General features: G+C 67.6%; 11 protein-coding genes. 3 read left to right on the top strand and 8 right to left on the bottom strand.

What is annotated here, in order from left to right:
* Nucleotides 1-4 precede the first annotated feature (4 nt).
* The 8 genes from mraY to ACXJKJ_RS04095 form a co-directional block, all read right to left on the bottom strand.
* Complete coding sequence (mraY, locus tag ACXJKJ_RS04060) at nt 5-1,183, bottom strand: phospho-N-acetylmuramoyl-pentapeptide-transferase (RefSeq protein ID WP_457389187.1); 1,179 nt, start codon at nt 1,181-1,183, stop codon at nt 5-7.
* Nucleotides 1,173-2,555 (bottom strand): UDP-N-acetylmuramoyl-tripeptide--D-alanyl-D-alanine ligase, encoded by a 1,383-nt coding sequence (locus ACXJKJ_RS04065; protein WP_457389188.1) that lies wholly within the window; start codon nt 2,553-2,555, stop codon nt 1,173-1,175. The genes mraY and ACXJKJ_RS04065 overlap by 11 nt, the downstream gene beginning before the upstream one ends.
* Nucleotides 2,552-4,018: a UDP-N-acetylmuramoyl-L-alanyl-D-glutamate--2,6-diaminopimelate ligase gene (locus ACXJKJ_RS04070; protein WP_457389189.1), complete on the bottom strand. Its 1,467-nt coding sequence runs from the start codon at nt 4,016-4,018 to the stop codon at nt 2,552-2,554. Before ACXJKJ_RS04070 ends, ACXJKJ_RS04065 begins: the two co-directional genes overlap by 4 nt.
* Nucleotides 4,018-5,805, bottom strand: coding sequence for a peptidoglycan D,D-transpeptidase FtsI family protein (locus ACXJKJ_RS04075; RefSeq protein WP_457389190.1), 1,788 nt, complete (start codon nt 5,803-5,805; stop codon nt 4,018-4,020). The genes ACXJKJ_RS04070 and ACXJKJ_RS04075 overlap by 1 nt, the downstream gene beginning before the upstream one ends.
* Entirely contained in the window at nt 5,802-6,056 is a 255-nt protein-coding gene (ftsL, locus tag ACXJKJ_RS04080) for a cell division protein FtsL (RefSeq protein WP_457389191.1), read from the bottom strand. Before ftsL ends, ACXJKJ_RS04075 begins: the two co-directional genes overlap by 4 nt.
* 10 nt (nt 6,057-6,066) lie before the next feature.
* A complete protein-coding gene (gene rsmH, locus ACXJKJ_RS04085) occupies nt 6,067-7,023 on the bottom strand; it encodes a 16S rRNA (cytosine(1402)-N(4))-methyltransferase RsmH (RefSeq protein ID WP_457389192.1) in 957 nt (318 codons plus the stop codon).
* Between the two features lie 11 nt (nt 7,024-7,034).
* Nucleotides 7,035-7,466, bottom strand: a complete 432-nt coding sequence (locus ACXJKJ_RS04090; RefSeq protein ID WP_056203596.1) for a division/cell wall cluster transcriptional repressor MraZ — start codon at nt 7,464-7,466, stop codon at nt 7,035-7,037.
* A gap of 145 nt (nt 7,467-7,611) precedes the next feature.
* Nucleotides 7,612-7,854, bottom strand: a complete 243-nt coding sequence (locus ACXJKJ_RS04095; RefSeq protein ID WP_157282013.1) for a hypothetical protein — start codon at nt 7,852-7,854, stop codon at nt 7,612-7,614.
* Between the two features lie 43 nt (nt 7,855-7,897).
* On the opposite strand from ACXJKJ_RS04095, the gene ACXJKJ_RS04100 reads away from it, so the two are divergent.
* The 3 genes from ACXJKJ_RS04100 (at nt 7,898) to ACXJKJ_RS04110 (ending at nt 12,581) form a co-directional block, all read left to right on the top strand.
* Entirely contained in the window at nt 7,898-9,454 is a 1,557-nt protein-coding gene (locus tag ACXJKJ_RS04100) for a methyl-accepting chemotaxis protein (RefSeq protein WP_457389193.1), read from the top strand.
* Between the two features lie 40 nt (nt 9,455-9,494).
* Nucleotides 9,495-10,082: a chalcone isomerase family protein gene (locus tag ACXJKJ_RS04105; protein ID WP_082532957.1), complete on the top strand. Its 588-nt coding sequence runs from the start codon at nt 9,495-9,497 to the stop codon at nt 10,080-10,082.
* Between the two features lie 165 nt (nt 10,083-10,247).
* Nucleotides 10,248-12,581, top strand: a complete 2,334-nt coding sequence (locus ACXJKJ_RS04110; protein ID WP_457389194.1) for an ATP-binding protein — start codon at nt 10,248-10,250, stop codon at nt 12,579-12,581.
* Nucleotides 12,582-12,729 lie beyond the last annotated feature (148 nt).

Genomic DNA, 12,729 nt, shown 5'->3' on the forward strand with positions numbered 1-12,729 from the left:
GCGGTCACCGCAGCTTGAGGCTGGCCAGGCCGACGAGGCACAGCAGCATCGTGATGATCCAGAAGCGGATGACGACCTGGGTCTCGTTCCAGCCGCTCTTCTCGAAGTGGTGGTGCAGCGGCGCCATCTTGAAGATGCGCCGGCCCTCGCCAAATTTCTTCTTCGTGAACTTGAACCAGCTGACCTGCAGCATCACGCTCAACACTTCGGCCACGAAGATGCCGCCCATGATGCCCAGCAGGATTTCCTGGCGCGTGATGACGGCCAGCGTCCCGAGACCGCCGCCCAGCGCCAGCGCGCCGACGTCACCCATGAACACCTGCGCGGGATGGGCGTTGAACCACAGGAAGGCCAGGCCTGCGCCAGCCATCGCGGCGCAGAAGATCAGCAGCTCGCCGGCGCCTGGGATGTAGGGCAGCAGCAGGTATTTGGAGAACACCGACGAGCCGGTCAGGTAGGCGAACAGGCCCAGGGCGGAGCCGACCATGACGACCGGCATGATGGCCAGGCCGTCCAGGCCGTCGGTGAAGTTGACCGCGTTGCTGGTGCCGACGATGACGAAATAGGCCAGCGCGACGAAGCCCCAGACGCCCAGCGGCATGCTGATGGTCTTGAAGAAGGGGATCAGCAGGTCGGCCTTGGGCGGCAGCTCGGTCGAGAAGCCGCTGGACACCCAGCGAAAGAACAGCTGCACGACGCCGAGGAATGACGTCTCCGACACGCTGAACGCGAGATAGAGGGCGGCGAACAAGCCGATCAGCGACTGCCAGAAGAACTTCTCGCGGCTACGCATCCCTTCCGGATTCTTGTCAACGACCTTGCGCCAGTCGTCCACCCAGCCCACGGCGCCGAAGCCCATGGTGACCAGCATGACGACCCAGACGAAACGATTGCTCCAGTCGAACCACAACAGCGTCGACACGCCAATGCCGATGAGGACCAGCACGCCGCCCATGGTCGGCGTGCCGGTCTTGGCCAGGTGCGCCTGCACGCCATAGGCGCGAACGGGCTGGCCGATCTTCATCTCGGTCAGGCGGCGGATGACCCAGGGCCCGAAGGCCAGGCCGATCAGCAGCGCCGTCATCGCGGCCATCACCGCGCGGAAGGTGATGTACTGGAAGAGGCGCAGAAAGCCCAGGTCGGGGTAGAGGCCCTGCAGCCATTGGGCGAGGCTAAGCAGCATGGGCGTCTCCGGTTTGTAGGGCAGCGACCACTTGTTCCATCTTCATGAAGCGCGAGCCCTTGACCAGGGTCTGGGCCACGCTGGGTTGTTCTGTGAGGGCTGCAATGAGCGCGGCCGTGTTGTCGAAGGCGCGGGCGCCCGGGCCATAAGCCGCTGCGGCGTCACGGGCGGCGCCGCCGGCCGTCCAGAAATGGGCGATGCCGCGCTCGGCCGCATAGGCGCCCACCTCGCGGTGGAAGGCCGGACCGTCATTGCCCACCTCGCCCATGTCGCCGAGGATGAGCCAGCCCTCGCCCGGCATGCCGGCCAGCACGTCGATGGCAGCGCGCACGCTGTCGGGGTTGGCGTTGTAGCTGTCGTCGATCAGCGTGCGACCGCGTGCGTCGAGCTTGAGCTCCGAGCGGCCCTTGACGGCACGGAAGGCTTCCAGGCCTTGAGCAATGGCGGCCAGCGGTGCACCGGCGGCCAGCGCACAGGCCGCGGCGGCCAGTGCATTGCGCACGTTGTGCTCGCCGGCCATGTGCAGCGCGACCGGCGCTGTGCCCGCGGGCGTGTGCAGCTCCAGCGCCCAGTGCGTGCCGATCCAAACGGCATCGCCCGTCACGTCAGCCTCACCGCGCAATGCAAAACTCAGGTGCGGACGCGAACCGGCCAGCTCCAGCCAGATCGGCGCGCAGGCGTCCTCGGCCGGGAAAACGGCGCAGCCGCTGCTCGCCAGCGCCTCGATGACAGCGCCGTTCTCGCGCGCCACGGCCTCGACCGTGGCCATGAATTCCTGGTGCTCGCGCTGGGCGTTGTTGACCAGGGCCACCGTCGGCTGGGTCATCGCCGCCAGCGGCGCGATTTCGCCGGGGTGGTTCATGCCCAGCTCGACGACGGCGGCGCGGTGGCTGGTCTCGTCGTCGTGGCGCAGGCGCAAGAGCGTCAGCGGCACGCCGATATCGTTGTTGTAGTTGCCTTCGGTCGCAAGCGCCGCATCGCCCACCCACGCACGCAGGATGCTTGCGATCATCTGCGTCGTCGTCGTCTTGCCGTTGGATCCGGTGACGGCAATGACGGGCAGCTGTTGCTGACGGCGCCACGCAGCGGCGAGCTGGCCCAGTGCCAGCTTCGCATCGGCGACGAGCAGGCCCGGCAGGCCCGCTTCTGCCAGCCCGCGCTCAGCCAGCGCGGCAACGGCGCCCGAAGCCTTGGCTTCGCCAAGGAAGTCGTTGGCATCGAAGCGTTCGCCGCGCAGGGCGACGAAGAGGTCGCCCGCCCGCAGCGTGCGCGTGTCGCTGTGCACGCGGGCGAGGCCCGTCGCGCCGTCGCCGACCAGCGTCGATCCCGGCAGCAGCGCCTGCGCTTCAGCCAGCGTCAAAAACAGGTTCACAGACCCGCCCTTTCCAGCAGCGCCGCGCGCGCTTCGCCAACATCCGAGAAGGGCCGGCGCACGCCGTTCACTTCCTGATAGTCCTCGTGGCCCTTGCCTGCAATGAGCACGATGTCGCGCGAGCCGGCATTCATCACCGCGGCCCGGATCGCTTCCTCACGGGCCTCGACGACGATGGCTTCGGGCGCGGCGACCGCGATGTCGGCCATGATCTGTGCCGGCGCTTCGGTGCGTGGGTTGTCGGTGGTGATGACGACGCGACCCGACAACCGGGCGGCGATGGCACCCATCTGCGGCCGCTTGCCGCGGTCGCGGTCACCACCGCAGCCAAACACGCAGACCAGCTCGCCGCCACGCGCCTGGGCCAGGCCCTGCAGGGCGGACAGCGCCTTGTCCAGGGCATCCGGTGTGTGCGCGTAATCGACCACGACCTGGGGCAGCTCCCGGCCATTGCCGACACGTTGCATGCGGCCCGGCACCGGCGTCACGCGGCCCAGCACGCGCGCCACGTCGGCCAGGGCAGAGCCCTGGGCGCGCAGAGCGCCGGCCACGCCGAGCAGGTTGGCCGCGTTGTAGTCGCCGATCAGGCTGGTCTGCACCGGCAGGGCTTCCTCGCCCTCATGCAGCGTGAAGGCCAGGCCCTCGCCGGTGTAGTGCAGGCCGCGGGCCGATAGGCGCGCGTCGCTGCGTGCGACGCCGGTGGTCCAGACATCGAGGGCGACCAACTCGGCGGCGAGGGCCTCGCCTTGCGGATCGTCAAGATTGATGACCGCGGCGCGCAGGCCGGGGAAGGCGAACAACGCACGCTTGGCCGCCCAGTAGGCATCCATCGTGCGGTGGTAATCGAGGTGGTCCTGTGTGAAGTTGGTGAACACCGCCACGCGCACGGCGCTGCCGGCCAGGCGTCCTTCATTGAGCCCGATGCTGCTGGCCTCGATGGCGCAGGCCGAGAAGGCCTCGTCGCGCATACGGGCGAAGGCCGCCTGCAGCAGCACGGGGTCTGGCGTGGTCAGGCCGTTGTAGTCCAGCTTGGGCGGCTCGCCGATGCCCAGCGTGCCGACGACCCCGCAGCGCTTGCCCAACTGCGCCGAGGCCTGGGCGATCCACCAGGCCGACGAGGTCTTGCCGTTGGTGCCGGTGACGGCGATGACGTCCAGCGTGTCGGTCGGCTTGCCGAAGAAGGTGGCGGCGATCTCGCCGGTGCGGGCCTTCAGTCCAGGCAGCGAGGCCACACGCGCATCGACGAAACCGAAGCGCTCGACATCGGCCTCTTCAACCAGGCAGGTGGAGGCGCCGGCTTCCAGCGCCGCCGCGACGAACTCGCGGCCGTCGCGTGCATAGCCGGGCCAGGCGATGAAGGCATCGCCGGGGCGGACCTGGCGGCTGTCGGTGCGCAGCGTGCCGGTGCACCATTCGGACAGCCAGCGAGCAGCGGCATCGGGGGACTTGAGGCGTGTCAGCATCAAAAGCTCTCTTCGACCGCGACGGCCTTCTGGTTGGCCACGATCTGGCTCTTCACGTCCAGGTCGGGCGGTACGCCGAGCAAACGAAGCGTCTGGGCGGTGACTTGGCTGAACACCGGGCCGGCGACCTTGCCGCCGTAGTAAACGCCCGCGGTCGGCTCGTCGACCATGACGGCGACGACGATGCGTGGCTTGCTGATGGGGGCGATGCCAACGAACCAGGAGCGGTATTTGTGGCTGGCGTAGCCGCTGCCTTCCTGCTTGTGGGCCGTGCCGCTCTTGCCGCCGATGCTGTAGCCCGGCACCTGCGCCTCGGGCGCCGTGCCGCCCGGGCCAGCGGCGGCCTGCAGCATCAGGCGCAGGTCCTGCGTGACCTTGGGTGAGAACACGCGGATGCCGGCGATCGGATGGTCGTGCGGCTGGCGCAGCATGCTGACCGGGACGATCTCGCCGTCGCGCGCGAACACCGTGTAGGCCCGCGCCAGCTGGAACAGCGACGCCGACAGGCCGTAGCCATAGCTCATCGTCGCCTGCTCGATGGGCCGCCAGGTCTTGTAGGGACGCAGCTTGCCGGTCACCGCGCCGGGGAAGCTGATCTGCGGCCGCTGGCCCAGGCCGATGGCCGTGAACATCTCGTGCATCTCCCGCGGCTGCATCTGCATCGCGAGCTTGGTGGCGCCGATGTTGCTGGAGAACTTGATGACCTCGCGCACCGGGATCACGCCATGCGGCTTGGTGTCGCTGATGACGGCGCCCTGGAAGGCGTATTTGCCGTTGCCGGTGTCGACGAGACTGTCGGGCGTCGTGCGGCCGGTCTCCATCGACAGGCCGGCGATGAAAGGCTTCATCGTCGAGCCGGGCTCGAAGACGTCGGTCAGTGCGCGGTTGCGCAGCTGCTCGCCGGACAGGTTCTGGCGGTTGCCCGGGTCGTAGCTCGGGAAGTTGGCCAGGGCCAACACCTCGCCGGTCTGGGCGTCCAGCACGACGACGGAGCCGGCCTTGGCCTTGTTCTCGGCCACCGCGTCGCGGATGCGCTGGTAGGCGAAGAACTGCACCTTGGAGTCGACGGACAGGTCGATGTCGTGGCCGTTGGCGGCCGGCACGACGTCGCCGATGTCCTCGACGACACGGCCCAAGCGGTCGCGCACGACGGAGCGCGAACCGTCGCGACCCTGCAGCTCCTTCTGGAAGGCCAGCTCGATGCCTTCCTGGCCGCGGTCCTCGGCGCCGGTGAAGCCGACGACGTGCGCCGCGGCCTCGCCCTCGGGGTATTTGCGGCGGTATTCGCGGTCCTGGAACACACCCTTCAGACCGATGGCCTTCACGCGTGCGGCGGTCTCGTCGTCGGCCAGGCGCTTGAGCCAGACGAAGCGGGTCTCGGGGTTGAGCTTGGCCTCCAGCTCCTTGTTCGACAGGCCCAGGGCCTTGGCCAGCGCGCGGCGCTTGTCGGCGTCGGCATCGACTTCCTTGGGGATGGCCCAGATCGACGGCACGGCCACGCTCGCGGCCAGCACCTGGCCGGTGCGGTCGTTGATGCGGCCGCGGCTAGCCGGCAGCTCCAGCGTGTGGGCGTAACGGGCCTCGCCCTGCTTCTGGAAAAAGTCGGTGTTCAGCACCTGCACCCAGATGGCTCGCGTGAGCAGGCCCAGGAAGGCCAGGCCGACGAGAGCGACCAGGAAGCGCGAGCGCCAGGGCGGCGTCTTGGACGCCAGCAGCGGACTGGTGGAATAGCTGACGCCACGACCCGAGCCGAGGGCGCGTGCGCCGGACTTGGGCGCTTTGCTCATTGGCCGACTCCCGAGGCAACCAAGGCCGGCGAGATCACGCGCATGCCCAGGCGCTCACGCGCAACCTGTTCGACGCGCAAGTTGGTCGCCTGCGCATGGCGCTCGGCGGCCAGGCGTTCGGCATCGGCAGCCAGGCGCTGGCCTTCGGCCTTGGCCTTGTCKCGCTCGGCGAACAGGCGGCGCGACTCGTAGGCGCTGTGCACCAGCACAACGCCACTGGCCAGCACGGCGAGGATGAGGATGAAGTTCACCTTCGCCACGTCAGCGCCTGGAGGTGACCGGTGGCAGCGGCGCGTCGGTGCGCTCCGCCACCCGCAACACGGCCGAGCGTGAGCGCGGATTGGCAGCCACCTCGGCGTCACTCGGTTTGACGCGGCCCAGCGCATTCAGGATCAGCGGCGCGGCTTCGGCGAACGGCGCGCGGCGGTCGAACACGGCCTTGCTGCGCTCGGCGATGAAGGTCTTGACGCGCCGGTCTTCCAGCGAATGGAAACTGATGACGGAGAGTCGGCCGCCGGCGCGAAGCAGGCGCAAAGCGGCGTTCAGGCCCTGCTCAAGCTCCTCAAGCTCGCCATTGACATGAATCCGAAGGGCTTGAAAGGTGCGGGTCGCCGGGTCTTGGCCGGGCTCGCGGGTCTTGACCGTGCGAGCCACGAGTTCGCGCAGCTCGTCGGTGCGCGTGAGCGGCGTGCCGGCTTCCCGGCAAGCAACAACCGCCTTTGCAATCTGTGAAGCAAACCGTTCTTCGCCATAGTCTCGAATCACTCGTGCAATGTCGCGCTCGTCGCCACGGGCCAGGAAGTCCGCCGCGCTCTGGCCGCGCGTCGTGTCCATGCGCATGTCCAGCGGGCCGTTGAAGCGAAAGCTGAAGCCGCGCTCCGGGTTGTCGATCTGAGGACTGGACACACCCAGGTCCAGCAGCACACCATCCACCTGATGAACACCCAGCGCTGCCAGTTGCTCGGCCATGTCGGCAAAGGCGCTGTGGACGATGGAGAAGCGCGGGTCGGTGATGGCCGCCGCGGCGGCAATCGCCTCGGGGTCGCGGTCGATGGCGATGAGGCGACCTTCGGGCGCCAGCCGGGCCAGCAGCGCGCGCGAATGGCCGCCGCGGCCAAAGGTGCCGTCCACGTAGACGCCGTCGGGCCGCGCGAGCACGCCGTCGACCGCCTCGTTCAGCAGCACGGTGGTGTGGCTGAACTGGGCGCTCTCGTTCATCTCGGCGCCCATCAGAAGCTGAAGTCCTTGAGCGCGTCGGGCAGCGGGCCGGCCATCACTTCGGCCTCGTGGGCGGCATGGGCTTCGGCATCCCAGAGCTCGAAGTGGCTGCCCATGCCCAGCAGCATCACGTCGTTCTTCAGTCCGGCGCTCTTGCGCAGCTCGGGCGAGACCAGCACGCGCGACGCCGAATCGATGTCGACGTCCATCGCGTTACCGAGGAAAACACGCTTCCAGCCCGAAGCCGACATCGGCAGGGCGGCGACCTTGTCGCGGAACAGCTCCCAGGTCGGGCGCGGAAACAGCATCAGGCAGCCATCGGGGTGCTTGGTGACGGTCAGGCGCCCCTGGCAGATCAGCTGCAGCACCTCCCGGTGTCGGCTGGGCACACTCAGGCGGCCCTTGGCATCTAAGGCCAAGTTGGAGGCACCCTGAAAGACGATTTCCGACACTTTTCACCACGAAACGACACTTCCTCCCACTTTAAGGGCCAGACCTCACCCGGTCAAGGTTCGGCACAAGTTTTTTCAATGAAATCAAGCACTTAGCAAGCGCTGTTAATTTATACAGCGCCAGTAAAAAATCTTGTTAATAAATAAGGACTTGCCTGGATATTGAGAAGTGCTGCTTGAAGTGATGGGCGTTTGCGATGTGGCGTTTGCCCCAAGGTTGAATCGCCCGCCCCAGGGCCACCGTCGCAAGCCATGTCTGACAGGGTTTTGCCGCACAAATCACGGCAAGCCTCGCCGGCTGGCCGCTCAGAATGCACTCGCCCCGGGTGATTTCTGCTGAAATTTCATGCTGTTTCAGCCCCTTCAGCCAAGAACTCAAACCGGGGGCTCCTACCAAATATCAAAACCGAGGCAGCCCCCCGATGAATTTCTTGTCCCATATGCGCATCGGACAGCGCCTCGCGGCGGGCTTTGCCGTCGTGATCGCCTGCCTGATGACCATGGCCGGCCTGGGCTACTTCGGCATTCAGACCCTGAACGGCGAGATCAGCCAGTTACTGAGCACCGACTACAAGGCCGTGGCCCTGGCCAACAAGGCCAAGGGCGAATTGGGCGACGCCGTGCGCGGCATGATGACGACGCTCATCATGAGCGGCGAAGAACAGATCAAGAAGGAGCTGGACACGGTTGCCGCCCAGATGGCCGCGCATGAAAAGACCATGGCCGAGCTGGAGCCGCTGCTGACCGATGAAGCCAGCCAGGAGCAGCTCAAGGCGGTCAAGGAAGCCCGCGCCAAGTTCCTGCCGGCCCAGGCGTCGTTCGTGAAGACAGTGGCGTCCGGCGATACCGAAGGCGCGCCGCTGAAGTTCCAGTTCTCGGTGCGCGCGGCCCAGGTCAAGTACATGACCGCGCTGGAGAAGCTGGTCGAGACCCGCAATGCCGGCATGGATGCGGCCGGTGAGAAGTCCAACCGCGTGGCCAATAAGACAGCCCTGCTGCTGCTCGGCCTGGCCGTGGCCGCCATCGCCGCCAGCGTGCTGACCGGTGTGTTGATCACGCGTGGCATCGTCAACCCGCTGCGCGGCGCGGTCGCTGTGGCACGCAAGGTGGCGTCGGGCAACCTGACCAGCGAGATCGAGGTGCGCAGCCGCGACGAGACCGGCGAGCTGCTGCAGGCCCTGCATGACATGAACGAGAGCCTCAAGGGCATCGTCGGCCGCGTGCGCGAGGGCACCGAGTCCATCGCCTCGGCGTCCAGCGAGATCGCCAGCGGCAATATGGACCTGTCGGTGCGCACCGAGGCCCAGGCCGCATCGCTGGAGCAGACACTGTCGGCCATGAAGACGCTGACCGACGCGGTGCAGCAGAACGCGCAGAACGCCCAACAGGCCAATCAGTTGGCCAAGGCCGCCTCGCAGGTCGCCGGCGAAGGCGGCGCCGTGGTGGCCAAGGTCGTGACGACCATGGGCAGCATCGACGCATCAAGCAAGAAGATCGTCGACATCATCAGCGTCATCGACGGCATCGCCTTTCAGACCAACATCCTGGCCCTGAACGCCGCCGTGGAGGCCGCGCGGGCCGGCGAGCAGGGCCGCGGTTTTGCCGTCGTGGCTGGCGAGGTGCGGTCTCTCGCCGGCCGCAGCGCCGACGCGGCCAAGGAGATCAAGCGCCTCATCAGCGATTCGGTCGAGAAGGTGGCCCAGGGCAGCCAGCTCGTCGCCCAGGCGGGCAACACCATGCAGGGCGTGGTGGCAAGCGTGCAACGCATGACCGACATCATGGGCGAGATCACCCATGCCAGCGCCGAGCAGAGTTCCGGCATCGAGCGCGTCACGCATACCATCCATGACATGGACAAGAGCACGCAGCAGAACGCCGCACTGGTGGAAGAAGCCGCCGCTGCCGCCGACTCGCTGCGCGATCAGGCCCATGGCCTCGAGGAGGTCGTCAGCCTCTTCAAGCTCGAGGCGGCACGCTGAAGACGCGATCATCCCCATCCTCAAAAGATCAGGAGACTGCATGAAGACGAACAACGCCAGCCGATGGATTGCCGGCTTGGGCCTCGCCCTCGGCCTGGGCGGCGCGGCGCAAGCCATCGAAGTGGCCGGCCTCAAGTTCGACGACACCGTCAAGGTCGCCGGCAAGGACTTGAAGGTCAACGGAGCCGGTGTGCGCGTGCGCATCGTGGTCAAGGTCTATGCCCTGGTGCTTTACCTGCCCGAGAAGAAGGACACGACGGCCGGCGTGCTGGACACCCAAGGCCCGCGCCGCTTCAGCCTCGGCCTGCTGCGCGAGGTGACCGGTGACGACCTGGGCCAGGCCTTCATGGCTGGCATCACGGCCAACACCGACAAGGCCGAGCGCTCCAAGTTCGTCAACCAGCTGGCCCAATTCGGCGAGGCCTTTGTCAACATCCCGCAGGGCAAGAAGGGTGACGTCATCACCGTGGACTGGATCCCGGACACCGGCACCGTCATGGCCCTGAACGGCAAGCCGATCGGCGAGCCGATGAAGGACGTCAATTTCTACAATGCCATCCTGAAGATCTGGCTGGGCGACAAGCCCGTCGACTCTTCGCTCAAGCCCGCTCTGCTGGGCAAGGGCTGACGCTCGTGCACCACGAAACGCGCCACGTCGCCACGCGTCGTGGCGCGTTTCGCTTTGGACTCGCCAATCTCATGGCAGCATGAGCGCCGCCCGGCCGCCCGAAGGCGCTCAGCTCCCGCTTGGCGGGACAGCGCACCGCGCCAAGGGTGCACCAATGAGTTCATCTTGAGCCGCAAGCCTTCGTCCTCGCTCTTTGCCGCCCTGGCCCTGGGCGCCAGCATCGGCCTGCTGCTGCCCGCCCTCATCGTCGGCGGCCTCTTCATCGGCCTGCGCGAGTCCAAGGTCGCCGAGCAGGCGCTGCAGCGCGACCTGGACGCCAAGCTCGATGTGCTCGCCAGCAGCCTGCCCGAGCTGCTGTGGAACCTGGACGCGGTGGCCGCACGCGAGGTCGTCTCGGCCATCGTCAAGTCGCCCGAGGTCGTGCGCGTCAGCGTCAGCGACGCGTCCCAGGGCCTGCCCTTCATCGAGAACCACCTGCCCGAGCGCCGCCTGGGCCAGACGCTGACCGGCGAGCGCGACATCCTGCGCGGCGCCACGCGCATCGGCCACATCCAGATCGAGATCGACGACCACCTAAGCACGACGGCCGTGCTGCGCCAGCGCTGGCTCTATGGCGCGACCGTCGGCGGCCAGCTGCTGGCCTCGCTGGCCCTGGTGCTGTGGCTGTTGAACTCGCGCCTGTTCCGCCCGCTGCGCGAGCTCGGCGACTTCGCCAACGACCTCGCCGAGGGCCGCTTCAATGCCAAGCTGGAGCACACCCGCCAGGACGAGATCGGCCTGCTCGGCGGCCACCTCGAGCACATGCGCGACGCACTGCAGCAGCAGTTCGACGCCCAGCGCAATCTCATCGAGCGCCTGCGCGGCATGGCCGAGACGGTGCCCGGCGTCGTCTATCAGCTGCGCTTGGCCGTCAACGGCGAGTTCTCGTTCGCCTATGTCAGCGAGGCGGTGCGCGAATACTTCCTGCTCGGCAGCGCCGAGCTGAGCCGCAGCGCGACGCCCTGGTTCGAGCGCATCCACCCCGACGACCGCGCCGCCGTGCGCGAGAGCCTACTGGGCTCGGCGCGCAACCTCAGCCCCTGGCAGCAGGAGTTCCGCACGCCGCAGGCGGACGGGAGCGAGCGCTGGATCTACGGCAATGCCATCGCCCAGCGCGAGGCCGACGGCAGCGTGTTGTGGCACGGCTTCCTGACCGACATCTCACGCCAGCGCCGCGACGCGCTGGAGCTGGAGCGCTACCGCCATCATCTCGAGGAACTCGTCGAGGCGCGCACTGCCGAGCTGGCGGAAGCTACGCAGGCCGCCCAGGCCGCGAGCCTGGCCAAGAGCGCCTTCCTGGCCAACATGAGCCACGAGATCCGCACGCCGATGAATGCCATCATCGGCCTGACTTATCTGGCCCAGAGCGACACCATCGAGCCCGAGCAGCAGCAGCGTCTGCAGAAGGTCGCCAATGCGGCCGAGCACCTGCTCAGCGTCATCAACAACGTACTGGATTTCTCCAAGATCGAGGCTGGCAAGGTGAGGCTGGAGCAGCGCGAATTCACGGTCGGCGAGGTGCTGGACAACATCGCCAACATGACGACCCAGGCCGCCGCGGCCAAGCGGCTGCGTGTCGAGACCGACGTTGCGCCGGAGCTGGGCGGCCGCGTGCTGATCGGCGACCCACAGCGCATCTCCGAAGTGCTGCTGAACTTCGCCGGCAATGCGGTCAAGTTCACCGACAGCGGTTTCGTGCGCCTGGCCGCGCGGCTCGACGAGACCCAGCCCGGCCCGGCGCTGGCACTGCGCTTCGAGGTGCAGGACAGCGGCATCGGCATTGCGAACGATGCGCAGGCGCGGCTGTTCCGCGACTTCGAGCAGGCCGACAGTTCCACGACGCGGCGCTATGGCGGCACCGGCCTGGGCCTGGCAATCTGCCGGCGCCTGGCCCACTTGATGGGCGGCCATGTCGGCGTCGACAGCACCTTGAACCGCGGCAGCACGTTCTGGTTCACCCTGCCTGTCGAGGCCGGCAGCCAGGCGCCGGCCCCGCCGGTAGCGGCCCCACGGCCGCATTCAGCGCGCGAACGGCTTGCCGAGCTGGCGCGAGCTCAGCCGCGCCGTCTGCTGCTGGCCGAGGACAACCCCGTCAACCAGGAAGTGGCCGTCGCCCTCATCGGCAGTGCCGGCCTGGCGGTGGATGTGGCTGCCGATGGGCAGCAGGCCGTCGACATGGTCAAGACCGGTGACTACGCCCTGGTGCTGATGGACGTGCAGATGCCCGTCATGGATGGCCTGGACGCAACGCGCGCCATCCGCCGCCTGCCCCAAGGCGCCGAGCTACCCATCCTCGCCATGACGGCCAATGCCTTCGATGACGAGCGCCAGCGCTGCCTGGACGCCGGCATGGACGACCACGTCGCCAAGCCGGTCGTCGCCGAGCAGCTGTTCGCGACGCTGCACGACTGGCTGTCTGGGGTGAGACGTGTAACCCCTCGCCCAGCCGCACCCCGCTGAACGCGGGTGCACCTGGTCGGTCCCCGAGGGGACGGCGATGCTTGCGGCATTGAGCCGCAAGCACATCGCCCAAGCGGGCCGGCTCGGCGAACTGGAGTCGGACACAAGCAGTCCCTGCGGACTGCTTGTGCCTACGGAAGGCCATGAG

The organism is Roseateles sp. P5_E1, assembly GCF_054049335.1.

Bases quoted from the DNA above. Each gene is read 5' to 3' on its own strand.
- mraY (WP_457389187.1), bottom strand. From the start codon at position 1,183: ATGCTGCTTAGCCTCGCCCAATGGCTGCAGGGCCTCTACCCCGACCTG.
- ACXJKJ_RS04070 (WP_457389189.1), bottom strand. From the start codon at position 4,018: ATGCTGACACGCCTCAAGTCCCCCGATGCCGCTGCTCGCTGGCTGTCC.
- rsmH (WP_457389192.1), bottom strand. From the start codon at position 7,023: ATGAACGAGAGCGCCCAGTTCAGCCACACCACCGTGCTGCTGAACGAG.
- ACXJKJ_RS04105 (WP_082532957.1), top strand. From the start codon at position 9,495: ATGAAGACGAACAACGCCAGCCGATGGATTGCCGGCTTGGGCCTCGCC.
- ACXJKJ_RS04075 (WP_457389190.1), bottom strand. From the start codon at position 5,805: ATGAGCAAAGCGCCCAAGTCCGGCGCACGCGCCCTCGGCTCGGGTCGT.
- ACXJKJ_RS04100 (WP_457389193.1), top strand. From the start codon at position 7,898: ATGAATTTCTTGTCCCATATGCGCATCGGACAGCGCCTCGCGGCGGGC.